The organism is Anatilimnocola floriformis, from assembly GCF_024256385.1.
GTDB classification, from domain to species: Bacteria; Planctomycetota; Planctomycetia; order Pirellulales; family Pirellulaceae; genus Anatilimnocola; species Anatilimnocola floriformis.
On the sequence record NZ_JAMLFW010000001.1, the window covers coordinates 5,795,613 to 5,821,371 of the forward strand.

Sequence of the window (25,759 nt, forward strand, 5' to 3'; positions counted from 1 at the left end):
CCGGAACAAGCGGTACCCCGCGCAGTTCCGGCAGCCACGCAAATTATCTCCAACCAAATGAAAAGCCGTCGCCCCGCGACGGCTTTTTTCGTTTGCTCGTTGCGGCTCTCCGCTTCTAGTAAGATGGTGAGGCCTCCCGCCACCTTTCCCACCTTGGAATGCTGCGATGTGCCGCGCGTTTCTCTCCCTCGCCATTTGCCTGGCCGTCGCTGCGCCGATCGTTGCCCAACAGCCGCTGACAAAAAACTGGACCACCTCGAAGATCACCGGCAGTCCACAGCCACCTTCGCCGTTTGTGAGCGAACGGATTTTCCCCTCGCTGTCGTTCAATGAACCGTGCGAGCTCGTCGCCGTCCCCGGCACGAATCGAATGCTCGTCATCGAGGTAAAGGGGAAGCTCTACACCTTCGAGAACAAACCAGCCGACGAAAATCTGCAGCCAGAATTGTTTGCCGATGTGACGCAGCTCGATCCACAGTTCTTTCGCGTGTACGGCATCGCCTTTCATCCCAAGTTCGGCGATCCAAAGTTTCCCGATCAGCGCTATTGTTACATCTCGTACGTGCTCAACGGCCGCACGCCACAGGGCACGCGAGTGTCACGGTTCAAGGTCACCGACGCCGATCCACCGACAATCGATCTCACGAGCGAGCAGATCATCATCACGTGGCTCGGTGGCGGCCATAACGGCGGCCATTTGCAGTTCGGCCCCGACGGCATGCTCTATATTTCGACCGGCGATGGCGGCGAGAGTTTTCCCGCCGATGGCAATAACACGGGGCAGGATATCAGCGATCTGCTTGCTTCGATCTTGCGGATCGACGTCGATCGCACCGACGGCTACAAGCTCTATCGCATTCCCGCCGACAACCCGTTCGTCGGTCAGGCCAAAGCCCGCGGTGAAGTGTGGGCCTATGGCCTGCGGAATCCCTGGAAAATGTGTTTCAATCCCGCCGACGGCTCGCTGTGGGTTGGCGATGTCGGCTGGGAGTTGTGGGAGATGATTTACCGCGTCGAGCGCGGCGGCAACTACGGCTGGAGTCTCACCGAAGGAAAACAACCCGTTCATCGCGAGCGTGCCCGCGGGCCATCGCCGATCTTGCCGCCGACGGTCGAGCACGATCATACGGAAGCGAGGAGCATCACCGGCGGCTATTTCTCCCAGACCGGTCGATTGCCCGAGCTGCGCGATACATATATCTATGGCGACTACGTCACGGGAAAAATCTGGGGCGTGAAGTGGGCCGAAGGAGCGGTCACAAAAAAGGAAGAGCTCGTCGACACCACGCTCGCCATCGTCAGCTTTGGCCTCGATCAAAACGGCGACGTGCTGATTCTCGACTACGGCGGCACGTTGCATCGGCTGAAAGAAAATCCCCGCCGCAATCAGAATGCAAACTTTCCCACGAAGCTCAGCGAGACCGGGCTCTTTGCCGACGTAAAAAACGACATGCCGGCGACCGGAGTCATTCCCTACGAGATCAACGCTGAGCCTTGGGCTGACGGCACGACGGCGAAACGGTTTGTCGCGCTTCCTGGCGGCGCGCAACTCACGACTTATGAGAAGACTGACGTGCAAGTCGGTTTGATCAAAGGCGAGTTTCAGTTTCCCACCGACGGCGTGCTCGCCAAGACTATTTATCTGGAGACCGAAAAGGGAAAGCCCTCGTCGCGTCGCCGAGTGGAGACGCAAGTGCTGCACTACGATGTCGATACGTGGAAAGCTTACAACTACATCTGGAATGACGAACAAACTGACGCAACGCTCGCACCCGATGTGAGCAGTGACCGGGCTTTTTCGATCAAAGACGCTCAAGCCGAGGGTGGCCAGCGGCAGCAAACCTGGCATCATGCGAGCCGCACGGAGTGCATCCTCTGCCACACAACACGGGCTGCTTCGATCCACGGCTTTCGCTATCCGCAGCTGAAGAATCTTTCTTCGCTGACGAGCCTGGAAATCTTCGCCGAGCCGCCGCCGGAAAAGATCGACACGTATCCTGCGATCGACGATCAAAGCAAAACGCTTGATCAACGCGCGCGTGCCTATCTGCACATCAACTGTGCTCACTGCCATCGCCGCGGCGGCGGCGGATCGGCGTCGTTCGATGTGCAGTACGAGATCCCGTTCGACAAGACGCGGCTCGTCACCAGGCCGACGCAAGGAACCTTCAATCTTCCCGCCGCGCACGTCGTTACGCCCGGCGATCCCTATCGCAGCGTCCTGTATTACCGCATGGCGAAGCTTGGTCACGGACGAATGCCGCAGTTTGGGTCGCAGGTGGTCGATACTGTGGGGCTGAAGCTGATCCACGATTGGATTGCCTCGCTACCGCCGGAAAAGGGCGTCACGAACCCCCCGCCGCTGCCAACCTCACCCGATTTAAACGTGCCGGTTCAAGCGCTGCAGGTGATCTCACAGCCAGCGGTGAGCAAGAACCTGATCGACGCCGGCATCGCTCATCAGGATCCACTCATTCGCGACCTGTTCGAACGCTACATCCCCGAAGAGAAACGAGCCAAACGCCTCGGCACTTCCGTTCAATCCGCCGATATTCTCGCGCTCAAAGGCGACGCCGTTCGCGGCCGTGACCTCTTCGCAAATTCCAAGGGCGTCCAATGCCGCAACTGCCATCGCATCGGCGACATTGGCAAAGCCGTCGGCCCCGATCTGACGCAGGTCGGCAAAAAGCTCGATCGCGCGAAATTGATCGAGAGTATTTTGGAACCTTCGAAGACGATCGATCCGCAGTACGCAACGCACCTCATCGAAACCACCGACGGCCGAGTGATCAGCGGTTTGCTGGTGCGCAAGACCGTGCTTGTCACCACGCTGAAAACCGCCGACGGCAACGAAGTGACCGTGCCGAATCGCGAGATTGAACAAGCTGTTACGCAGCAACGTTCACTCATGCCAGAACTGCTGCTGCAGGAGATGACTGCGCCACAAGTGGCCGATCTTTTGGAGTATTTGCAGTCGTTGAAATGACCCATTCTCAGCCGTCGCGCTGAAACTTCCCACCTCTCTGGACCACGCCCGATGTCCTCGTTACGCATCCCTGCCACGTGTCTCGCTCTTCTCATTACTCTGGTCACGTTGCTTCGTGCTCAGGACAAAGTCGCCACCGTCGGCCGCACCTTGCAAGAGTTCGGCAGCACAGGCAAACCGCAAGAAACGCAAGAGACTTACAACAAAGCGATCGACGCGCTGCGCACGACCGGTGGTTTGCTCGTGATTCCCGCTGACGCCTGGAACCAGATCAAGCAGCCGAAGTCGCTGCAGGGTTTGATTCGTACACCCGCTTCGCCCGCCGAAACCAAGCAATGGCGCGAAGGGCCTGGCGTGACGGTGGTTACGCAAAACGAAAAACAAACGGTCGTCCACGTACCGCCGTTCACCGGCCTGCGAATCGAACGGCAGTTGCGACTCGACGAAGGAGACAGCGCGCCGCACTGGGGCACGCATTCGATGGTGCAACTCGACAGCAAATTGATTTACGGCTCGATCAGTTATCTCGATTGGATCCAGGCCGATACCGCGAAGGGTAACGACGCGAAGTTCTACGTGCCAACGATTCGTGGTCTCTCGCCCGGGCAGTTCATCAACGTACATGGCCATTCTGGTTACGGCGGTGGCGTGACGCGGGCCTGCATCAAAACGCTCGGTTGGGATGCAGAGAAGCAAATGCACTATTTCACTGCCGACACGAGTCAGGATCACAAAGCCGGCGCGATCGCGCAAAACAAGAGCAACACCGGCATCCTGCACATGACGCAGACCAGCAATGCCGACAACCAGACCTACGACGTAAAGGTCATTCGCAATCAATACGCCCACGGCGACACCTACATCTATTACTGCGATTTCAATTACATGAGCAACGTCCACTCGGCAGCGGGTGACGAGAACGGTAACTGCTATGCGGCGTTCATTCGCAGCATGGACAACAATTTTCGCAGCACGGTCGACAGCTACGATGCTGCGGCGAACAAGCTCGTCTTCGCCAACAGCGCGAACAACGTGGAATCGCTCGGCAACAGCCGGCCGCTCATCAATCTCAATCCAGCGAAGCACATCACCGCCGGCAAGGTGCTGATCGTGCCGGGTCGCTCCGAGTTTGATCAGCCCGATCCGCAGATGTCGATCTTCGAAGGAAAGAACTACGCAACCGAGCTCACCAAGAATCCGATCACCAACGCCACCGAGCGAAAGTTCGGCGGTTTGATTCGCGGCGACAAGGACGTGCCGTGGGACGCGAGCGTTGTTGGCCGCTTCTTCGCCGTTGATGAGAAGAGCGAGAAGACGCCCAAGGGAAATTACCGCTGGTACATGATTACAAAGTTCAACCAGTCGCCGGAAGGACACAAGGAGATCGAGATTCAGCGTTTCTGGTGGGGGGCCAAAAGCGCCGGCAGTCCGACGCTCTATCGCAACGACAACTACACCTGGGATGGTCATGAAAAGCCGTTGTCCTACATCATTGCGCCGGGAACTTATGTGAATGACGTCGCTCGCGCGCTGGCCGGTGGCGATCGCGGTGGGCAACGAACGCTGGGCATCGCGCCGTTTGCCGATGCGACGAATGGCAATACCTTTGAGAAGGGTGACAAGCTCGAGCAGGCGATCGGGCCAGATCCGTTCAAGCCGGAAGCGATGCGCGTTTGGATGTGGGAAGACGTGCCCGGTCAATATCCGGCCGCGGTGCTCGACGCGGCCAACCATGGCGCTGTGTCGCGCTACTCGGTCATCAGCGTTGCCGGCGGTCCTGCCAATCTCGACGACATCGCTAAGCGTCACGAGCCGAAACCGGCATGGGACAACATCATTGTGATGAACTCAGCGGCGACGGTTGGCTTGAACTTCAAAGCCGATTTTGCCAACGCGGCGTTGCTGTTCCAACAGCCCAATCGCGAACAGCCGATCAAATGGCAATACGGCATGAAGGCCGAGGAAGTAAACGCCGGCCAGGCCTCGACGGGCAATGCTCGCCCGATGGATCCGAAGCCCGTGCCGAAAACGGCATCGCTCACGGTGAGCCGCGACGACGGTGAATTCCAACTGCAGGGTGGCGGCTTGAACACCGGTGGCAGCGTGTCGGGCGTGGCCGGATTGTCAGGCGACGAGAAGGCCGCCAAGAATCTCCGCGGCAAGAATCTTTCGCCGACGGAAAACGCCAAGACGTTTGAAGTGAAGTTTCCTCGGCCCGAGGCGGACGCCGACTACGCGGTGTTCCTCGAATTGAGCTGGCTCACCGAACGCGCCGTTTCGAACAAAACGGCAGAAGGTTTCACCGTCACCTTTTCGCAAGCCGCGCCAGCCGGCGCGAAGTTGGACTGGATGTTGGTCCGGTGACCGTACGTAGGACCGGACCATTGGTCCGTCCAGGAAGCGGTAGAAGACTTCGATCCAAAGATTTACATAGACTGAAGCGTCACGCCCCACGGGGACGGACCAATGGTCCGTCCTACGGCTGACACGTGAGAAACAAAATGTGGAACCTGCCGGCGCCACCTGGTTTCATTGGCTTTGACGAGCAGAAGCCGATGCGGTTCTATCGCCGGCATTTGCCGCATTGGCGGCAAGAAGGAGTAACGTACTTTGTTACGTTCCGCCTCGCCGATTCGCTGCCACAGAACAAGTTGAATGAGCTTGCGTCGAGTCAGCGAGAACTGAAGCACCGCAGCAACGAGTTCAAAAAATCCGAAGAGAACTTCGCTCGGCAGGTTCTGGTGGGTATCGAGAATTGGCTCGACGAAGGTCACGGCAGCTGCATGCTGCGCGAGCGCTGGGCAGCAACCGAAGTGGAGCGTTGCCTACTTCATCAGGATGGTAAGCAATTCGAACTCGGGGCGTTTGTGGTCATGCCCAACCACGTTCACGTGTTGGCAAGGCCCTACTCTGATGCCGAGTTTCCCTTAGAGAGACTCGTTCAAGGCTGGAAAACATTTTCCACACTCGCCATTCACAAACAGCAGGAGACCACGGGGGCTTTTTGGCAGGAAGAATCGTTTGACCGAATCGTGCGCGATGAAGAGCATCTCTATCGATGCTTGCAATACATCGGTGGCAATGCAGCACGAGCGGGAATAGCCCCCGATGTCTGCCTTCGCTACGTCCGCAAAGAATGGCGCAACTGCGGTTGGAATTTCTTGGACTAAGGTGCCGGCCGTAGGACCGGACCATTGGTCCGTCCAAGAAGCAACGAATGACTTTTTTGGCAAATCGAAGTAGGCGAAGACTTCGCGACCCACGAGGACGGACCAATGGTCCGTCCTACGGTAGAGCGGTTTAGTACTCAGCCTTCAAGGAGAAGTTCATACCCATCACCCAGTAATCGTCGGTGTTGAAGTTGAAGGCTGGGCGGGGAATGATTTGCAAGGTGTCGATCGAGCGGTCGATCTGCGGGCCGGCGGTGGCGGCAGACGACATCCAGATCAGGTTGTAACCGATGCCCACGCTCCAGTTGCTGTTCATGTGATAGTTGACGTTGGCAGTCAGCTCCGGAATCACGACAAACTGATTTTGCTCGTAGACGCCGATGTTGCTCGGCTGGGCCAGGAAGCCACTCTGGCTGGTCGTAGGCACGCCGGCGAGCGGGGTGGTGACCGTCGAGCCCGAGATTCTCACGCGTTGCGAGCTAGAACCAAGCGAAACCTTGGTGAGCCAATCGAGCGACCAACGGCCACGGGCTTTGCTGCCGGTAAGGCCGAGCATACCGCCGTGGAAAACGTTCGACGTCGAGAAGTTATCGCGAACATCGAAGACCGTGCCGTCGTTGACCACGTCGCGGGCCGTGGTAATGCTGCGAACCGCCAGCGTATCGGCCAGGCGGAAGTAGGAGTAGCCGCCCACGAGATCGACGCGGTTGATCCGGCAACGTTCCATCATGATGCGAGTGTAGACATCGGTCCCGCCGAACGACGAATTGTAGCCGGCGCGGATGCTACCTTCGGCCACACCGGTCAAGGCGACCGCTCGGGCATCTTCGTCCAAGATGAGGGCATTGAAATACGGCCGGGCCAACACGGGATCACCGGTCGAAGTGGCGAAGAAATTGGCAGAGTCACCTTCGAGGCCAAAGGTGCGCACACCCAGCCCCACGTTGTGACTGGCATCGAGCCACACGCCCGCGTTCAAGCGAACGCCGGATTGAATCTCGTCGCCGAGCGTTTCGTTGCCAAAGAGGATTTGCGTTGTCGGCCGACCCAGCACACCAGCGTCGGCTTGTGAGCTGGTGGTGACGAGCGCCGGAGTAAAGGAGCCTTTGCCCCACCACATCAAGTACTCGAGTTGAGCCCAGGCATCGATTGGCTTGCATTCGTTGCAACAGCCGCAGCCATCTTCGCCGCACCAGTTGTCTTCGGCGGGCGCTTCGTTGAACGAGCCATCCCAGTCGTTCCACCAGGTCGCTTGACGGAGCACGTCAAAGGTGTCGGCCATCGCTTGGCGAACCTCTTGGGCCGGCACTTGCGTCGCGGTCAACAGGAGCAAAGCCAGACAGGCACCGACGAGGCGAAGATTAGTCTTCATTGACAGTTCATCCCTGAAGTAGGACGCGCACAGATCGCACGCACAATCGCTACCATCGAATCGACCGGCAGATACAGACAATGCAGACAAGTTTGACTGCGCGTCAAAGTTTGCCTGACTTATCAGATTGAATCGATGAGTCGACGAACGTCGGAACAGCATGCCAATACGGCAGCGCACTTCCTCCGTCACCTAACATTTCGGTTTGGCTGGTTGTATCGAATGAGCAAAAACTGCCGGAAATCCCGGTTGTGCCGCTGCTAGCGACAATTTTGGCCCATCACTTGTAAGGCTCGACGACGGGCGAACTTAGCTGCCGTCAACTGCGTAGAAATGCGCCGGCAGCAAATCTTCATGCGGCCGAACTGGACATTTGGCCCGAGGCGTGCTTAGCAGAAGCAGACCGCGATCGGCTTGCCATTTTGAGCAGGCAGTGACGGTCGATGTAAGTGAATGGATTGTGCCGCCACTGCGAATCCGCTGCGCAAGCAGGGGATTATGGCAGTGAATTACAGCACGTTTGTAGCAAATCGATTTCGTTGCTTTTGTGCAAATTGCGCCGAAAAATGGGAATTTGCTGGCGGTCTGTGCGTCCAAGTGGAATGGTTGCTCCTGGATGAGCGGACATTGACTGACGGATCAGCGAACCGGTTGTAGAGTTGCGGGTTGTGTCTCTTTTCTGTCTCACATTCGACTCTGTCCTCTCATCTCCAAGCGCCTATGACCACGCCGACTGCCGTCAATGGAATTCCGCAAGGCTGGCAGGCACAGGTCCTTTCTTGGATTGGCGGGCCTATCAAGCGCCGGCTCGCCCAGTGGGGCGGACAGTTACAGCAGATCAACGCCTTTGAACCGATCCTGGCCGCGGAAGATAACCGCGACCTGCGCAAGCGGAGCCTGGCGCTTCGCTATCGCGCCAAATCGGGCGAGTCACTTGGTAGCCTGGTTCCCGAAGGTTATGCACTCGTCCGCGAAGCGGCCAAGCGCGCGATTTCGCAGCGCCATTACGATGTGCAAATGATCGGCGGCATGGCCCTGTTCTACGGCTGCATTGCCGAAATGGAAACGGGCGAAGGAAAAACGCTCACCGCAACGCTCCCCACTTATTTGCATGCCCTGATCGGCAAGGGATCGCACGTTGCCACAGTCAACGATTACCTTGCCGAGCGCGATGCCGGGATCATGAAGCCCGTGTACGAAATGCTGGGCTTTTCCACCGGTGTGATCCTCACGCCTGACAACCAAGACACGCGGCGGAAGAACTACGCCTGCGACATCACTTACGGCACGGCCAAGGAATTTGGCTTCGACTTTCTCCGCGACCGCTTGCTGCTGCGGCGGATGGGCATGGCCCAGGCCAATCTGCTGAATCAACTCACCTCAGCCCGCATGGAACCCGGCGGCGAAATGCCGGTGCAGCGCGAGCATCACTTCTGTCTGGTCGACGAAGCCGACAGCATCTTGATCGACGATGCTCGTACGCCCTTGATCATTGGCTCGCTGGGCGACAAAGCCATCGAGCGAATCGTCACGCTCTATCGCTGGTCGGCTGATGTCGTCACCAGTTTCCGCGAAGACGAACACTACGAATACGAGCACGACGAAAAGAAGATCGAGCTCACGACCGAAGGTCGGCAACTCGTTCGTTCACTTCCCAAGCCGGAGATTCTCCGCGGCGTGGGCTTGATCGATTTGTATCAATATGTGGAACGGGCCATCAAAGTCGATCGCGATTTTCTTCTCGACCGCCAGTACGTGGTGAAAGAAGGCGAAATCGTCATCGTCGACGAAAACACTGGCCGTTTGGCCGAAGGGCGTAAGTGGCGTGACGGCATTCACCAGGCCATCGAAGCCAAAGAGAAGATCGAAGTCAGCGTCCCGACCGGCCAGGCGGCGCGGATCACGGTGCAGGATCTCTTCCTCCGCTACAAGCACATCGCCGGCATGACGGGTACAGCCCGTTCGGCGTCGAACGAGTTCAAGAAGGTCTACAAGATGCGGGTCATTCCCGTACCGACCAATCGCCCGGTGCAGCGCAAGCATCTTCCCGACCGCGTGTATGGAACTTCCGATCTCAAGTGGAAAGCCATCGCCGAAGACGTCCGCGAACAGTACCTGAAAGGCCGCCCCGTGCTGGTCGGCACGCGCTCGATCGACAAGTCGGTGCTCCTCGCGAAGTTGCTCACCGACAAAGGCATTCCTCATCAGATTCTGAACGCCCACGAAGTGGCGCTCGAAGCTGAAATCGTGGCCAAAGCGGGCGAGCCCGGCAAAGTGACGGTCGCTACGAACATGGCCGGCCGCGGTACCGACATCAAACTCACTCCCGACGTCAAAGCCGCCGGCGGCTTGCATGTGATCTGCACCGAGTTGCACGACTCGGCGCGCATCGATCGCCAGCTGATGGGCCGCTGCGGCCGCCAAGGGGACCCCGGCACCGTTCAACAATACATGTCGCTCGACGACGACGTTCTCCGCACCGGCTTCGGCCCGGCGACCGCCGAAAAGATGATCGCCCTCGGCGAAAAAGATTCTGCCAACCCGCAGAAATACCTCCGCCTGTTGCAGCGCGCTCAGCAGAAAGTGGAACGTCGTCACCTGCGCGATCGCTTCGTGCTCCTCTACCACGAGAAAGAACGAAAGAAGATGCAGCAGGAAATGGGACAGGACCCCTACTTGGATACACCGGACTAATCGTCATCACCCGACTCGCGTGAATGTCGCCCAAACGCAACCACGTTGCCCTGGATCAACAACCAACAACTCGCATTGCACGCAAAACGCCCTTTTCACCCGCATGGGTGACGCCAATCACCCTAGGCACGCTGTTTGCAAACAACCTGCCGCCGCTCAAATGCACTGCCAGAAAAGAGCGACTTTGCTGCGACAAGATTTGTTCACACAAACGTTCAACAATCGATACACCTTGCTCAACCGTTCAAGCCGACGAACGTTTCGCATTGAATGCCGAACATCGCCGTCAAAAACATTGAGCCGCTGATTGACCACCTTTACATTGAATTGCATCGCTGCGTCACGACCGCCTGTGTCGCACAGCTACTTATCGTCCGCCGACCTCTGTCAGAAACGATGCTCGCATGTCACAAGTGAACTCTGACACCATCGAAAAAACCAAGCAGCAGATCCGCGGCTTGGTGGGTGAAATTCAGCAGCTGTCGAAGAGCGACCTGACGGACGAGGAGTATTACTCAGCGTTCCTGCAGCGGGTCATTCAAGCGTTGGCTGCCATCGGCGGCGCTATCTGGATTCTCGGCGAAGGGAAAAAGCCGAAGCTGGCCTATCAGGTCAACATCAGCCCTACGCTGCTCGAAACCGAAAGCGACGACGCCAGCAAGCACGGCAAGTTGCTCGAATACATCGCCAACACCAACCAAGGTCAGCTCATTCCGCCGCTATCGAGCGCCGGCGATGAACGCCTCGGCGGCAATCCCACGCGGCAGCTGATGGTGGTTCATCCGCTGGGTCACGACGGCATCGTCGAAGGGCTCATCGAAATCTTCCAACGGCCCGATGCTCAGCCAGCCACGCAGAAGGGTTACCTCCGCTTCCTGCAGCAGATGTGCGAAGTGGCTTCCGAGTGGTTCAAGAACCGCAAGCTCGGTCAGCTCACCGACAAACACTCGTTGTGGGCCGATGCCGATCAGTTCAGCCGTGGCGTGCATGAATCGCTCGACCTGCGCGAGACCTGCTACACCATCGTCAACGAAGGTCGCCGGCTCCTGGGCGTCGACCGCGTCAGCGTCGCCATCAAGCGGGCTGGCCGCTGCGAAGTGGAAGCCGTCAGCGGACAAGACACCGTCGACAACCGCTCGAACGTAATGACGATGCTCGGCAAGTTGGCGAGTCGCGTCGCTGCGTCGGGCGAACCGCTGTGGTACATGGGCTCGACCGAGGACATGCCGCCGCAGATCGAGGAAGCTCTCGAAGAATACGTCGACCACTCCTACACCAAGTCACTCTGCGTCCTGCCCCTCCGCAAGCCGCAAATGGTTGACACCGGCCGCACGACCGTGACCGGCGCCGACACGCAACAGCTGGGCGAAATCATCGGCGTGCTGATCGTCGAGCAAATCGAAAGCGAAATTCCCCGCGAAGTTCTCGATCCCAAGCTCGACCTGGTCTTCGAGCACAGTGCTCGCGCCCTGGCGAACTCGATCGAATACAACACGCTGTTCCTGATGCCTGTCTGGCGCGCGATCGGCCATTCGCAGGTGATGGTGCAAGCTCGCAACTTGCCGCGCACGCTCACCATCGGCGGCGGCATTCTGGCCGTGCTCATCGCGCTCTGCGTGGTTCCGTGGGGCTTCGATATGTCCGCCACAGGCGCTGTGCAGCCCATCGATCCAGTGGTTGTGTTCGTGCCGGAACGGACGGTGGTCAATAACGTCAATGTCGGCAACAACCAGATCGTCAAAGCGGGCGACGTGCTGGTGCAGCTCCGCAGTGACGAACTGGAATTGGAAACAAAGCGAGTCGAAGGCGAACTCGGCGCCAAACGCGAACAGCTCAATGCCATTCGCCAACGCTTGACCGATACGAGCCGCAGCACACCCCAAGACCGAGCCCGTGATTCCGCCGACGTGAACTCGGTGCGTGAAGAAATTGCGAGCCTCGAATCGCAACAAGCTTTGCTCCGTCACCGGCAGGACAAGTTGACCGTGGTTGCTCCCAAAGATGGCAAGGTCATCACTTGGGATGTTCGCCGCCAACTCGAAAATCGACCTGTCGAAACCGGACAAGTCCTCATGACGCTCGCTCCCGCCGAAACGAAGTGGGAAATCGAGCTCTTCATGCCCGAACGCCGCGTGAACCACATCATCCGCCGGCAAGAACAACTCCGGGCCAAGGGCCTGCCCACGAATCTGCCCGTCAGCTTCGTCCTCATGACGCAGCCTGGCACGCAGTACCACGGCGAGGTACAGGAAATTCACTGGACCGCCGAACCGCACGAACAACAAGGTCACATGGTTCGCATTCGCGTGGCCACCAAGGACGACCTGAGCTTGACCGCTCGCCCGGGTGCCAGCGTGAAAGCCAACGTCAACTGCGGCACGACCGTTCTCGGTTGGGCCAAGCTGCACGAAGCCTGGGAATGGCTGCAAGCCAACGTCTTCTTCATGTAGTTCGCTGCGTCCCTTCACTGTTTTCTCGTCTTCGCACATTCGAATTTCGATTTCAACGGACTGAAACCCTTCAGGAATAAGGACTCCTTGTCATGAAACGTTTTCCGAAATATCTCGCCGGTGCCGCAGGTGTTGTCGCCTTGGGTTGGATCGTCCCCGCGATCGGCCAACAGCCGAACGCGCCGCGATTGAATCCTGGCTTGAGCGTTCCTCCAGCCGCCGCGCCCGCTCCCGTGTTTCCTGGTCCTGCCAGCCCAGTGCCGGGGAGTGCTGCACCAGGCAGTTACGCCCCGAACAATGCCGCTCGCCCCGCCCAGCGCGGCATGGTGATGGTGCCGCACGCACTCGTCACTGCGATCGATGACGTGAAGGTTCCTGCTCGCGACGCCGGCACGTTGACCAAGCGAAACGTGAAGGGTGGCGAACTTGTGAACGTTGATTTCGTGCTCGGCGAAATCGATAGCCGCGACACGCTCGCCAAACAGCGAATCGCACAGGGCGAATACGACGCATCGCTCGCTCAGTACAACAGCAAAGCCGAAATCGAAGCCGCCAAGAAGGGCTACGAAGTCGCCAACGCTGAATGGGAACAAGCTAAGGATATTCGCGCAAAGAATCCAGGCGCTATCTCAATCCAAGAGTATCGCCGGGCCGAATTTCAAGCTCAGCGAGCTTGGGCTCAGATTCAAGTTGCCGAAACGGACAACCTCGTCGCCGGCCTGACTTCGAAGATGAAGAAAGCTCAGCTCGACGCGACCGACATCGAGCTCTCGAAGAAGAAGATCGAAGCGCCGATTCAAGGTCAAATCGTCGAAGTCTACAAGCACATGGGTGAATGGGTTCAGCCTGGTGACCCGGTCTTCCGCCTCGTCCGCCTCGACAAGGTCCGCGTCGAAGGTTTCGTCTACGCTGCCGAAGCAGGCCGCAACGACATCGAAGGTAAGCCGGTCAGCGTCACGGTGAAGTTGCCAGGCGAAAAAGAAACGACGGTCAATGGCCGCGTCGATTTCGTCAGCCCGATCATCGAAGGCTCGGGCCGCAATCGCCAGTACCGCATCTGGGCCGAAGTCGAAAACCAATTTGTCGACGGCAACTTCGTCATTCAGCCGGGTGCCTCGGCTGAAATGACCATCAACACGCTCGCCGCCAAGTTGCCAGCAGCCGCCGCCGAAGCGGCCCCGGCGCTCAACGGCTTTGGCGGTGCCCGCAGCGAAGCCCCGGCAACCGAAACTCCCGCCGTGGAAACACTGAAGCCCGTCGTCGATGAAATGCCGGCTCCTGCAGCGCCGATGACACCTGCTGCTGCACCGATGGCTCCCGCTGCCACTCCCATGGCAACACCGATGGCTCCCGCTGCCACTCCCATGGCAACACCGATGGCCCCTGCCGCCACGCCAGTGACATCGGCCCCGGCAGTTCGCCCAATGGCCACGCCGGTTACTCAAGCCGCCGCGCCAATGCCAGCCGCTCGTCCTGCTACTCAACCCAACAACACCACGGCTCCCCGAGCCAACCCAGCCCCGCGCCCGACTCAACCTCGGTAACGCTGGTCCTGTCTCAGAACTAAGAACTTCAAACTCAGAACTACTAAATGGCCACTCTTGCAGAAAGCTTAGTCAGCAGCACGTCGCGACCGTTGCTGCTGCGCATGCGGCCCGACCTGCAAGCGCGGCGGCATCGCTACCGCGGCCAGGCGTTCTGGGTCGTGAAGGAACCGGTCGGGCTCAACTACTTCCGCTTTCACGAAGAAGAGTATGCAATTCTTTGCATGCTCGACGGCATGACGAGCCTGGAGTCGATCAAGGAGCAGTTCGAGTCGCAATATGCTCCGCAAAAGATTACGTACACCGACTTGCTGCAATTCGTCGGCATGCTGCACCGCAGCGGCCTGGTGATCAGCGAGTCGCCCGGTCAGGGCAAAGCGCTCAAGCAACGTCGCGATGAGAAAAAGCATCGCGAGCTGATGGGCAAGTTGGCGAACGTGTTCGCGCTGCGGTTTCGCGGTGTCGATCCGGAAAACTTTCTCAACTGGCTGTACGGTTACACCTGGTGGTTTTTCACCTGGACCGCGCTGTTCATCAACCTGTGCATCGGCCTCGCGGCTCTTTCGCTGGTGGTGGTGCAGTTCGATCAATTCACGGCGCGGTTACCGGCGTTTCATGAATTCTTCGGCCCCCGCAACTGGTTCATTCTCGCCATTGTGATGGGCACAGTGAAAGTCTTGCACGAGTTTGGCCACGGCCTGTCGTGCAAACACTTCGGCGGTGAATGTCACGAACTCGGGGCAATGCTGCTGGTCTTTACGCCGGCCTTGTATTGCAACGTTTCCGATAGCTGGATGCTGCCCAACAAATGGGCCCGCGCAGCGATTGGTGCTGCCGGTATGTACGTCGAGTTGGTTTTAGCCTCACTCGCGACATTCATTTGGTGGTTTAGTTCACCGGGCTTATTGAATCACGTCTGCTTGAGTGTGATGTTTATCTGCTCGGTCAGTACGGTGATGTTCAACGGCAATCCGCTGCTGCGGTTTGACGGTTATTACATCCTGATGGACTTGCTCGAAATTCCGAACCTGCAGCAAAAAGCCAAGGAAGTGCTGAAGCGGTTCACGATCGATCTCTGCATGGGCATCGAGCAGCCCGAGAACCCGTTCCTGCCGCAGGGCAATAAGTGGATCTTTGGTTTGTATACCGTTGCCTCGGCCGCTTATCGCTGGGTCGTGGTGTTCTCGATTCTGTTTTTCCTCAACAAAGTGTTCGAGCCCTACGGTTTGAAGATCATCGGCCAGATGATTGCCCTCTCGGGCTTTGTCGGCCTGGTGGTTCAGCCAGTGTGGGAACTCGGTAAGTTTTTCTATACGCCCGGAAGGATGCACAAAGTGAAAAAAGAACGCATGATCGCGACGGCCTGTGTGTTGGTCGCGGTCGCGGCGGCCATCTTCCTTGTGCCGCTGCCGTACTCGGTCTACAGCCCGTTTGAGGTGCAGGCCCAGAACTCGGCCCAGGTCTTCTCGTCGGAGCCCGGCAACATTGCCGAGATCTTCGTCAAGCCGGGCGATTACGTGAAAAAGGACGACAAGCTATTGCGGCTCGTGAATCCTGACCTGGAGCTCGAGCTCGAACGACTCAAGGGTCGCTTCCTGGGCGCCCAACAGGCTCGCGACAACTTGTACTTGCTCCGCTTCACCGATCAGGCAGCCGTCGATCAACTCGAAACGGCCGAAGAAGTGCTGGCCTCGTCCAAAAAGCAATACGCTGAGAAGCAGAAGGAATACGATCGCTTGTTGGTCCGCGCTCCGCGCGATGGCATGGTCATTCCGCCGCCGACTCGCGAAGCCAAGCCAGGCGAATCGAAAGATCGGTTGGCGTCGTGGACGGGTAATCCCTTCATGCAGAAGAACATCGGCGCGCCGCTCATGCCGACTGATCTGATCTGCCAGATCGGCGATCCCAAGGAACTCGAAGCAGTGATGATCGTCGACCAGGCCTACATCGACCTGGTTCACTCCGGCGAAGCCGCTCACAAAGTGCGCTTGCTGCTCGATTCGCAAACGCACACGGCCATCAATTCGCACGTCGCCGAAATCGGCACCGACGAAATGGAAGCCGTCAATCCAGCCCTGTCGACCGCCAAGGGTGGCCGCCTGGAAACGGTGACCGACCCGAGCGGCATGACCCGGCCGTTAAGCTCGTCATATCCGGTGCGAGCTCCGCTCGGCGCTTCGACCGGTATGGTGCAGGTGGGAATGCAAGGACAAGGCCGGATTTACACCGGTTGGCAGCCGATTGCCCGCCGCATTTACCGCTATGTGGCCAAAACTTTCCACTTTGATTTATAAAACTTCGCCCCCAGGACGACTAGGCGGAAAACTGTGAACTAGATTTGTAGACCGGTTGGGGTGCCAGTTTCGGCAATTGAAGGAACTTACTCTGCTGAAACTGCGTCACACTGACTCAAGATTTTGTGTATTTATCGGCCGGATGTTTTCAAACAGTGTTGCCTTCACAATGCTGACATCCATGCCGTTCTCGTCGTTGGTTCTTGTTTGTGGCGACTGAAGGAGCCACGCATCGTTTGCCGCCCTCGGGTGGCTAGGGAGATTTACAGAATGTCCGCAGAGAACACCGCAGAAGGCGCAGCACCAGAAGCCGCCGCCCCCGCTCAACAGCAGATGGTTCAGGTCGAAGTCGATGACGGCCACGTCACCGCGACCTACTCGAACTTCTGCCGCGTCACCGGTTCGCCGGAAGAGCTGATCATCGATTTCGGTCTCAATCCGCAACCGGTCGGCATCCCGACCAAGGCCATTCCGGTGACCCAACGCGTGATCGTGAACTACTTCACCGCCAAGCGTCTGCTGCACGCTCTGTCGCTGTCGGTTCAACGTCACGAAGCCGTCTTCGGCGTCCTGGAAACGGACATCCAAAAGCGGCTCAAGCCAGGCCTGCGCTAGTCCAGCATCATCGCTGCGAATACGCAGACTGTGCAGTCTGCTAACCAGACTGCAACGGGTTTTGAAAAGCAAGCAAACGCTTCCGGCCGAGATGGCAACGTCTCGGCCGGAAATGTTTCTTGAGAAGGCTACGGCAATTGACTGGCAGCAGCGTCGTTCCCTGCAGCGCCGAACAGCGTGTTGGCGTCAAAGCTGCCGCGGAAGCGCCGATCGGTGAGGTAATTGATCCGGCGACTACGGATCTCGCCGTGCCCTTGGATGAGCAGCATCTGCTCATCGGCAGGCAATTTGCGCAGCTCGTTGGCAGAGGAATCGAGGCACTCGGCCCAAGCCGACGCCATCTGGCGGTTGTTCATGCCGAACACTTGCAGAACACCGCAGTTGTTCAGAATCGTCCGCCACGATTGTGGAAACGCAGCCTGCAGCTGCGCCAGATCCTGATAAATCAGCCACAGCCACAAGCCATAACCCGCGCAGAGCGTGGCCATCGTTTCCAGAAATGGAAATCCTCCCAGCTGCCCCGCTTCATCGAGCAGCACGAGCGTCTTTTGCGGCGGCTGCACTCGGCGCGCGAGAATCGCCTTGAAGAAAGTTGCCAGCCAAAGCTTTAGCAGGCTGGAGTGACTTTCGATCCGCTCGCTCGGCAGAATCATGTAAATCGAAAGCGGCTTGCCGGCGACGATATCCTGCAGCGAAAAAGTGCTCTGCTCGAAAGACCGGCGGACCCGCGCGCTCCCCAGCATTTTTACGTAGGCTTGCGTCGTCGAGAGAATGCCCGAGCGAGTCACATCGGTGATCTGCAGGAACGAGGCGATCTCGCGATAAGCAGAGGCCGGTATCTGCTTGCCGCTTTCGTCCAAAAATTTTGCGATGCCGTAAACAACATCGTCGCTGCTGAGCATGTCGAACGCCCAACTAAGACTGCGATGTGGTGCAGTACGAGTCGCTGCCGCCATGATCAAGGCGGCCAGCAGACTCACCGCGCTGTTATCCCAGAAGGGTTCCTTGGTTCCTTTCATGCCGCGTGAAAACGTCTCGGCGAGCGTTTGACTATCGGTTTCGGCATCGGCATTGGGCAGCAGCAACGCATCGAGCGGATTGATGGCATCGGTCGCTTCGCCGGCGATTCCAAACGGGTCGAGCTTGACGATCGTGTGCCCCATCTGCTGCCGCGCTCGCGCGGTTACGGAATAGTTCTCTCCTTTGGGGTCAAAGACGATGACCGGCCCGCGATAGTGCAGCAAGTTGGGCACGATCGCTCCCGTTCCTTTGCCGGCTCTCGTCGGTGCGACGGTGCATAAATGTCCGCCGCCGGAATACAAGATCAAGTCGTCCCGCCGAGCCGGTTGGCGGTCGAGATTGAAGCCGAACGGCCGAGGCTGCGACAGATGCTCGCCAAGTAGCAACTCGGCGGAGTGGTTTGACAAATTGGTGCGTTTGAATCGGTCCACGGGATGGGCTCGCTCATGAGGGTGCGGCGCCCGCACGGGGCGTATAGCAATCAAGAGCGCGGGACCACCGACATTTTTCTCTCGCCAGAAAATCCCCAAAAAACGGTCGCTCGCAAAAAAAATCCCAGCCGACGTGCTCTTGATTGATGTTGCCGCGCTGCAGTGTTCGCCGTTGCGAATGCCGCGGGAACAAATCGACTGAGGGAGAAGAGACATGTTTGGAACGGAAGACTCGAACGATCGCGACATCTTCGGCAATCGGCCGAACGACATCTGGGGAAACACGCCGGGAGACGTACACGGCAGTCCGCCGAGCGACGTCTGGGGTTCGCCCCTCGATATCGATCACGGCGACAGCTTCGTCGACTCGGTGATCGATTTGCTGGGAGGACTGTTCGGCGGCTAACTGCCCCGAATTCCTGACCCCTGAATCCTGAGTTCCTTCAATTTCTTTTCAAACGAGGTGCAATATGTTGGCTTGGGCAGCTTCGCGACTGGCAGGTGCGGCAGTACGTTTGGCCGGAGGTTCGCCAGATGCGGTCGACACGGCTCGAGTGAGTGTGGGAGCACTTTTGGCGGTGGTGGATCCCGTTGGTGGTGCGGCGGCACTGGGCCATGCAGCCATCAGTGCCGAAGCCCGCAACGGCAATCCCGCAGCCAAGGTGGCCAACGCCGCTTTGACGGTTGGCTCTATTCTGAGCGGTGGCCTCGACCTGCCAACTGACGAGTTCCCGGATACCGAGGCTTAGCGGTGCTTGCTGACCGTGGTAATCCATGGTTCTGGATTGATGCCGCTTTAGTCCAGAACCGTTTTTGGCTCGCAATCGCCTCACGGCTCCCGGCCAGCATTTTTGCTGGGCGCCCAGCACGGACGGTGGGGCTGCAGGAAATCTGGTTGCGGGATTCCTCGCTGAGCACCGCTGGTTGAGGGAGGTTTGCCCGGCAAATCAAGGCTTAAGCCTTGCCTATGCCGCAATCCTTGCCATCGGCAGAGCAAAAACAATCGTTGGCACGCGACTCGCTTAATCGAACTTGCCCGTGTACTGGTTCGCGTTCGATTCGAAGGGAATCGCCCCCATGTCGGTTTCGCTGTTTCGCTCCCCTCGCCGCTCGGCCTTCACACTCGTCGAGCTTTTGGTCGTCATCGCCATCATTGGCGTGCTCGTGGCCCTCATGCTCCCAGCCGTGCAGGCTGCCCGTGAAGCCGCCCGCCGCATGCAGTGCGCGAACAACCTCAAGCAGATCGGCCTGGCCTCGCAGAACTTTCACGATACCTATCTCTACCTGCCGCCGGCCTTCCTCGGCGACAACAGCGATACGGCCAACGGCAACGGCGGTTGGGCCACTTGGGGCGCGATCATCCTGCCGTTCGCCGAAGGGACCAACCAGTTCAGCAAGTGGGACCTCCGCTATCGCGTGGTCGATCAGCCGGCCGAAGCCTATCAAACCAAGGTGAAGATGTATCAATGCCCCAGCCGTTTGCCGCACGTGCTGAGCATCAACGACTTCCTCACGCCGGGCGGCTCGCTCAGCGATTACGCGGCTTGCTTTGGTTCCGATGCCGAGTACCTCAAGTCGAACGGCGCGATGATTCCCAACATGCCCGTGGTGCAAAACATCGGCGGTCGCGACACCCTCGTCAGCTGGAGCGGTCAGCTCAACCTGGCCGCGATCACCGATGGCACGAGCAACACCGTGCTCGTCGGCGAAAAGCACATCCGCCCGAACTCGCTCCGCGGCAAGAACGAAGATCGCAGCATTTTCAGCGGCGTCCGCAACACGCACCGCCGCATGATGGGCATCAATCCCGACGGCACCGAGCAACGCCCGCTCATGCCCGCCAATGCCCAGACCACGGCCTACGCCAACCAATCGTTCGGCAGTGCTCACCCCGGCACCGTGCAGTTCGTCTACTGCGACGGCAGCGTCCGCGGCCTGCAACTACAAACCGACCTCACCACCCTGACTCGTTACGTCGTGCGGAACGATGGCGAAGTGGTGAACTAAAGGCAGAAGTAAGAGTCTAACTCCCTCGCCCCTGTACTCAGGGGAGAGGGCCGGGGTGAGGGGCCGAAGCGGGTACAGAGCTTCTTCCTCCAGAACCCACACCGCAACCAACAATCACAAACGAAGAACACAAACCCATGAAACGCCTCCTGCTACTAACCGCCCTTCTTGCTCTCACTGGTTGCTCGCAATCGGGACCCGCTGTTCATCAAGTCAAAGGCTTGGTGCAACTCACCGGTGGCGATGCCGCGCCGCTGGCGGGGCACATCGTTGAGATAGCGCTCGCCAGCGATCCCCAGGTGCGGGCCTCGGGCGAGATTAAACCCGATGGCAACTTTCAGCTTGAATCGATTCTCGAAGGGAAGGTGCGCAAGGGAGCTCCCGAAGGGAAGTACATCGCCCGCATCGTTCTCGCCGACGACGATGTCCAGCTGAAGCGAACCACGTTTGCCACGATCAATCCGAAGTTTCTGCAGTTCGCATCCTCCGGTTTGTCATTCGAAGTTCCCGCCAAAGAACCGGTGCAGCTCGAAATCCAACGGCGCTAGTCGCTTCCTCGTCGCACACCCACCGGACCACATCCTTCCCCAGCCTTTCTGGCGCGAAAGAATTGCACGATGCAAAAGTCCTTACCCACATTCCTCGCTGCAACTCTTCTCTTCGCGGCCAACTCGGCGAGTGCTGCTCCCGATGCGAAAGCCATCGCTCGCGCTGCGGCGGAAGATCCTGCCAAGATCGAGTTCTTCGAAAAGAAGATCCGGCCGATCCTGATCGACAACTGCTACAGCTGCCATTCGGCGACGACGAACAGCAAGGGTGGTTTGCGGACCGACGATATCGGTGGCTTGCTAACCGGCGGCAACAGCGGCGCGGCGATCACTCCCGGCAATCCAGAGGATTCGCTTCTGCTGCAGGCGGTGAAGCACGAAGGCTTCAAGATGCCGCCGAAAAAGAAGCTCGCCGACGAGCAAATCGCCGATCTCGAAAAGTGGATCGCCGATGGCGCTGCCTGGCCGAAAGCGGCTTTCGATGAAAACAAAAAGCCGAACGAGAAGTACGAAACGCTCAAGCAAAATCACTGGGCCTGGCAACCGCTCACCAAACCCACTGTGCCGCAGGTCGAAAACGAATCGTGGGCGCGCGGTGAACTCGACAAGTTCATCCTCGCCCGCCTCGAAGCCGAAAAGCTCGCGCCGGTCGGTGATGCCGAGAAACGCGATCTCATTCGCCGACTGACGTTCGATCTCATTGGCCTGCCGCCGACGCTTGAAGAAGTGAATGCCTTCCTCGCCGACGAATCGCCGAAGGCTGTCGAGAAACTTGTCGATCGACTCCTCGCTTCGTCCAGCTTCGGCGAACGCTGGGGCCGGCATTGGCTCGACGTCGCTCGCTACGGCGAATCGACTGGCAGTGCTCGTAACCTGCCGATGCCTCACGCCTGGCGGTTTCGCGATTACGTGATCGACTCGGTTAACGCCGACAAGCCGTACGACAAGTTTGTCCGCGAACAGATCGCCGGCGATCTGCTGCCCGCGACCTCGCCCACCGAAAAAGCCGAGCAACTGGTCGCCACCGGCTTTCTCGCCCTCGGCGTGAAGGATGTGAATCAGCGGTTCAAAGTCCGCTACATCATGGACAACGTCGATGAGCAGATCGACACCGTCAGTCGGGCGATCCTCGGTCTCACCGCGAGTTGCGCCCGTTGCCACGATCACAAGTTCGATCCAATTCCGACCAAGGACTATTACGCTCTCGCCGGCATCTTTCAAAGCAGCGACTTGTGCGCTGGCCTGCGAAACAAGATGGGTGGCGGCGGTCTCGATTACTACGACAACAATTTGCTGCTGACCATTTCGACCAGCAAAAGCACTGTCAACGAAGAGGATCTCAACAAGGCCAAGGAGGCTGTGAAGACGGCTCAAGCCGAGTTCGTCAAGCTCCGCGATTCCGCCGAAGGGGCCGAGAAAGCTCCCGACGGTCGGCCGAAGCGGCAAGTCGCTCGGCAGAAGTGGAACCGCGCCCAAGCCGATTTACTCGCCTTGTCCGATCCCGCCGTCCTCGGCGAGGTCGCCTACGGTGTGCGTGACGGCAAAGCAGTGGCCGACACCGAAGTCCGCATCCGCGGCGAAGCGGAAAAGCTCGGCCCGGTCGTGCCGCGCGGTTTCCTCTCAGTGGTTCCCGTGACGAACGCTCGGCCGGTGAACACCGACCAAAGCGGCCGGTTGGAACTCGCCTACTGGCTGACGAGCAAAGAAAATCCGCTCACCTCGCGGGTCTTTGTTAATCGAGTCTGGCAAAAACTGTTCGGCGAAGGGATCGTCAAAAGTGTCGATAACTTCGGCTCGACCGGCGACAAGCCGTCGCACCCTGAGTTGCTCGATCATCTTGCCAATCAGTTTGTTCGCGACGGCTGGTCGCTGAAAAAGCTGGTGCGCTCGATCGTCCTCTCGCGCACTTATCAATTGAGCTCGGTCGAAACGCTCGAGCATCGCGAAATCGATCCTGCCAATCGGCTCGTCTGGCGTCACAGCCCACGGCGGCTTACGGCAGAAGAAATTCGCGATGCCTCGCTCGTCGCCACCGCTCAGTTGAAAGCCGATCGCCCTGAAAAGGGAACTTCGCAAACGCTCAAGGTCATCGAAATTCGCAACAACGGCGCGGAAGCAGCGAAGATCGCCGACGAAGCGCTCGCCAGCCCGCATCGCAGCGTCTACTTGCCGCTCGTCCGCGGTCAAACGCCCACGTCGCTCGCGATGTTCGATCCTGCCGAGCAAGGGATGGTCGCCGGTCAACGCGAAAGCACGACCGTCGCGCCACAGGCTTTGTATCTGCTCAACGATCCATTCGTCCGCAGCCAGAGTCTGGCTCTCGCCGAACGGGTGCGGAAGGAAAAGGAGCCGCTGTCGCTGCGGATCTCGCTGGCTTACGAGTATGTCCTTGGCCGACCGGCGACCGGCGAAGAACTGACGCGGATCGAGAGCTACCTGGCCGAGTATCAACAAGCGGCTGCCGAGATTCTGCCCCAAGAAGCCGAGAAGGTCGTCGTCAAAGTTGAGAAGCCGGCCATCGAAGAAGAAAAGATCGTCAAACCAGCGGCTGACCCTGACAACGTCGATCAAACCGACCTGACGGTCCGCAAAGAAGAAGCAGGCCCGAGCGATCCCGAACTCGCTGCCTGGGCCAGCTTCTGCCAGGCCCTCTTCGGCACGGCGGAGTTCCGGTATTTGAAGTAACAGCGCGATAGGCCCGATTGCTTCAGCAATCGGGTCCGCGCAGCGGCAAGAGGCATTGTTATCCACAGCGGCCGACGCGGGATGGCGACACCTTGATGCCGGCAATGCGGTGTTGATTGCCGGCGTGAGTTCACTGGCGACAGAGATGCCTCTAGTGGCTTCGCCACACAGGTTGCCCAGGCAACCTGTGCTATCCGACAAACCCCAATTTCCTTTTACCCAAGTTGTCCAACCTCAAACGTCTAATACCGTTGGCCCATTGCGCGCTGAGGCGGGAGACTGCCACGGCGGTTCAAAAAACTGAAAACACTATTGTGAGCCAACGGATCGAGCCTCGCACTTCCCAAGAAAAACGCAAATCAGCCCCCTGATCTAGCTGTTGTGAAGTAGTGACTTCACAACAACTCACCAGAAAACAATCAAAACACACATAACTACTTCATAGATAACCACTTACTTAGCATTTCTTAAGCCGCTTTTACAACCTGCCAGCCCCCACCACAACAACATTACAACCCTCGGTTGAGGATCAACCCATGAAGCGCGAACTCCCCCTGTTGCCATCTTTGCCCATTACTCGCCGTTCAGCGCTGCAAACGGCGGGAGCGGGTTTTAGTTATCTCGCGCTGCAAGGTTTGCTCGGTGAGAACGCACCCAAGGTGCAGGCCGCAGAAACTCCTCCCGCCGAGAAGCCCTTGGCCGTGAAGGCGCCGCATTTTCCTGCCAAGGCCAAGCGGATCATCTTCTGCTACATGCAGGGCTGCATCTCGCCGATCGACACCTTTGAATACAAAGCGGCGGTGCAGAACAACGATGGCAAGGTGGGCCCCGGTGGCGATACGCTCACCGCCTCGAAATTCAAGTTTGCCCAGCACGGCGAGACTGGCACTTGGATGTCGGAACTCTTTCCGCACCTCGCCAAGCAGGTCGATCAGTTGTGCTGGCTCCGCGGTTTGCACACCGACACGCCGGCCCATCCGCAGGCGGTCATTCAGTTGCATACGGGCACCGCGCTTGCGCAGCTCACTCGGCCGTCGATGGGCGCCTGGCTGACGTATGGTCTCGGCAGCGAGAACCAAGATCTGCCGGGTTACATCACGATCAATCCGCCGCCAAACTTCGGTGGCGCGGTGAACTACGGCAGTGCGTTTCTGCCGGCTCACTATCAAGGGACGAAGATCAACGATCAGGGTTACGTGCCGAACTTGAAGGCGAGCGCGCCGAGCACGTTGCAACGGAAGCAGCTCGATCTGATTCAGTCGATGAATCGCGACCTGGCCAAGAACCCCAGCAAGCCCGACGAGCTCGACGGCGTGATTCAGTCGTATGAACTCGCGTTTCAAATGCAAGGCAAAGTGCCGGAGCTGCTCGATATTTCGAAGGAGCCGCAGCACGTGCTCGATCTGTATGGCGTGAAGCCGGGCCCGGCTGGCAGCTTTGCCCGTCAATGCTTGATGGCTCGTCGCTTGAGCGAAGCCGGTGTGCGGTTCGTCGAGATCTGCCAGCCGGGCTGGGATCATCACAACAACCTGCACAAAGGCCTGATCAGTAACTGCGCCGCCGTCGATCAACCGACAGCAGCTCTGCTTGTCGATCTGCAACAACGCGGTTTGCTCGATGACACGCTGGTGCTCTTCGGCAGCGAGTTCGGCCGCCAGCCAACCGCGCAAGGTCCCGACGGCCGCGATCACAACATCACGGGCTATCCCATGTGGCTCGCCGGCGCCGGCGTGAAGCACGGCTTCTCGTATGGTGCAACCGACGAATACGGCATCCACGCCGTCGAAGGCCGGATGCACATGACCGACCTGCACGCCACGCTCCTGGCACTGATGGGCCTCGATCACGAAGCCCTGACCTATCGCTACGCAGGCCGCGATTTCCGGCTGACGGATGTGGCGGGGAATGTGACACGGGAGATTTTTGCTTAGGATCGCGTCAGC

At 58.7% G+C, this 25,759-nt stretch carries 17 protein-coding genes; 15 read left to right on the forward strand and 2 right to left on the reverse strand.

Annotation, left to right across the window (positions count from 1 at the left end):
* Positions 1–166 precede the first annotated feature (166 nt).
* The 3 genes from M9Q49_RS23040 to M9Q49_RS23050 all read left to right on the forward strand — a co-directional run bounded on the left by M9Q49_RS23040 (position 167) and on the right by M9Q49_RS23050 (position 6,156).
* Entirely contained in the window at positions 167–2,986 is a 2,820-nt protein-coding gene (locus tag M9Q49_RS23040) for a PQQ-dependent sugar dehydrogenase (RefSeq protein WP_254511271.1), read from the forward strand.
* Positions 2,987–3,037: 51 nt separating this feature from the next.
* On the forward strand, positions 3,038–5,350 hold the full coding sequence (locus tag M9Q49_RS23045) for a hypothetical protein (protein ID WP_254511272.1): 2,313 nt from the start codon (positions 3,038–3,040) through the stop codon (positions 5,348–5,350).
* A gap of 137 nt (positions 5,351–5,487) precedes the next feature.
* On the forward strand, positions 5,488–6,156 hold the full coding sequence (locus tag M9Q49_RS23050; RefSeq protein WP_254511274.1) for a transposase: 669 nt from the start codon (positions 5,488–5,490) through the stop codon (positions 6,154–6,156).
* Between the two features lie 130 nt (positions 6,157–6,286).
* Here the strand turns inward: M9Q49_RS23050 and M9Q49_RS23055 are convergent, their stop codons facing one another.
* Entirely contained in the window at positions 6,287–7,528 is a 1,242-nt protein-coding gene (locus M9Q49_RS23055; protein WP_254511276.1) for a BBP7 family outer membrane beta-barrel protein, read from the reverse strand.
* Positions 7,529–8,248: 720 nt separating this feature from the next.
* Between M9Q49_RS23055 and M9Q49_RS23060 the strand changes: the two genes are divergently transcribed.
* From M9Q49_RS23060 to M9Q49_RS23085, 6 genes are all read left to right on the forward strand, one after another.
* A complete protein-coding gene (locus M9Q49_RS23060; protein ID WP_254511278.1) occupies positions 8,249–10,222 on the forward strand; it encodes a preprotein translocase subunit SecA in 1,974 nt (657 codons plus the stop codon).
* Positions 10,223–10,245: 23 nt separating this feature from the next.
* A complete protein-coding gene (locus M9Q49_RS23065; protein ID WP_254511280.1) occupies positions 10,246–10,521 on the forward strand; it encodes a hypothetical protein in 276 nt (91 codons plus the stop codon).
* 105 nt (positions 10,522–10,626) lie between these two features.
* Complete coding sequence (locus M9Q49_RS23070) at positions 10,627–12,672, forward strand: GAF domain-containing protein (RefSeq protein WP_254511282.1); 2,046 nt, start codon at positions 10,627–10,629, stop codon at positions 12,670–12,672.
* Positions 12,673–12,764: 92 nt separating this feature from the next.
* On the forward strand, positions 12,765–14,216 hold the full coding sequence (locus M9Q49_RS23075; protein ID WP_254511284.1) for an efflux RND transporter periplasmic adaptor subunit: 1,452 nt from the start codon (positions 12,765–12,767) through the stop codon (positions 14,214–14,216).
* Between the two features lie 47 nt (positions 14,217–14,263).
* The gene (locus tag M9Q49_RS23080) at positions 14,264–16,510 is read left to right on the forward strand and encodes a biotin/lipoyl-binding protein (protein ID WP_254511286.1); all 2,247 of its coding nucleotides are present in this window, start codon (positions 14,264–14,266) and stop codon (positions 16,508–16,510) included.
* 270 nt (positions 16,511–16,780) lie between these two features.
* Positions 16,781–17,125 (forward strand): DUF3467 domain-containing protein, encoded by a 345-nt coding sequence (locus M9Q49_RS23085; RefSeq protein ID WP_254511288.1) that lies wholly within the window; start codon positions 16,781–16,783, stop codon positions 17,123–17,125.
* 128 nt (positions 17,126–17,253) lie between these two features.
* Here M9Q49_RS23085 and M9Q49_RS23090 read toward each other — a convergent pair whose 3' ends face one another.
* The gene (locus tag M9Q49_RS23090; RefSeq protein WP_254511290.1) at positions 17,254–18,576 is read right to left on the reverse strand and encodes a type IV secretory system conjugative DNA transfer family protein; all 1,323 of its coding nucleotides are present in this window, start codon (positions 18,574–18,576) and stop codon (positions 17,254–17,256) included.
* A gap of 214 nt (positions 18,577–18,790) precedes the next feature.
* Here M9Q49_RS23090 and M9Q49_RS23095 point away from each other — a divergent pair, with 214 nt between their 5' ends.
* The 6 genes from M9Q49_RS23095 to M9Q49_RS23120 all read left to right on the forward strand — a co-directional run bounded on the left by M9Q49_RS23095 (position 18,791) and on the right by M9Q49_RS23120 (position 25,747).
* On the forward strand, positions 18,791–18,982 hold the full coding sequence (locus M9Q49_RS23095) for a hypothetical protein (protein WP_254511292.1): 192 nt from the start codon (positions 18,791–18,793) through the stop codon (positions 18,980–18,982).
* 64 nt (positions 18,983–19,046) lie between these two features.
* On the forward strand, positions 19,047–19,325 hold the full coding sequence (locus M9Q49_RS23100) for a hypothetical protein (protein ID WP_254511294.1): 279 nt from the start codon (positions 19,047–19,049) through the stop codon (positions 19,323–19,325).
* A gap of 328 nt (positions 19,326–19,653) precedes the next feature.
* On the forward strand, positions 19,654–20,583 hold the full coding sequence (locus M9Q49_RS23105) for a DUF1559 family PulG-like putative transporter (protein WP_254511295.1): 930 nt from the start codon (positions 19,654–19,656) through the stop codon (positions 20,581–20,583).
* Between the two features lie 137 nt (positions 20,584–20,720).
* Positions 20,721–21,131, forward strand: coding sequence for a hypothetical protein (locus tag M9Q49_RS23110; RefSeq protein WP_254511296.1), 411 nt, complete (start codon positions 20,721–20,723; stop codon positions 21,129–21,131).
* A 69-nt stretch (positions 21,132–21,200) separates the two neighbouring features.
* Positions 21,201–23,816 (forward strand): PSD1 and planctomycete cytochrome C domain-containing protein, encoded by a 2,616-nt coding sequence (locus tag M9Q49_RS23115; RefSeq protein WP_254511297.1) that lies wholly within the window; start codon positions 21,201–21,203, stop codon positions 23,814–23,816.
* Between the two features lie 536 nt (positions 23,817–24,352).
* On the forward strand, positions 24,353–25,747 hold the full coding sequence (locus M9Q49_RS23120; protein ID WP_254511298.1) for a DUF1501 domain-containing protein: 1,395 nt from the start codon (positions 24,353–24,355) through the stop codon (positions 25,745–25,747).
* Positions 25,748–25,759 lie beyond the last annotated feature (12 nt).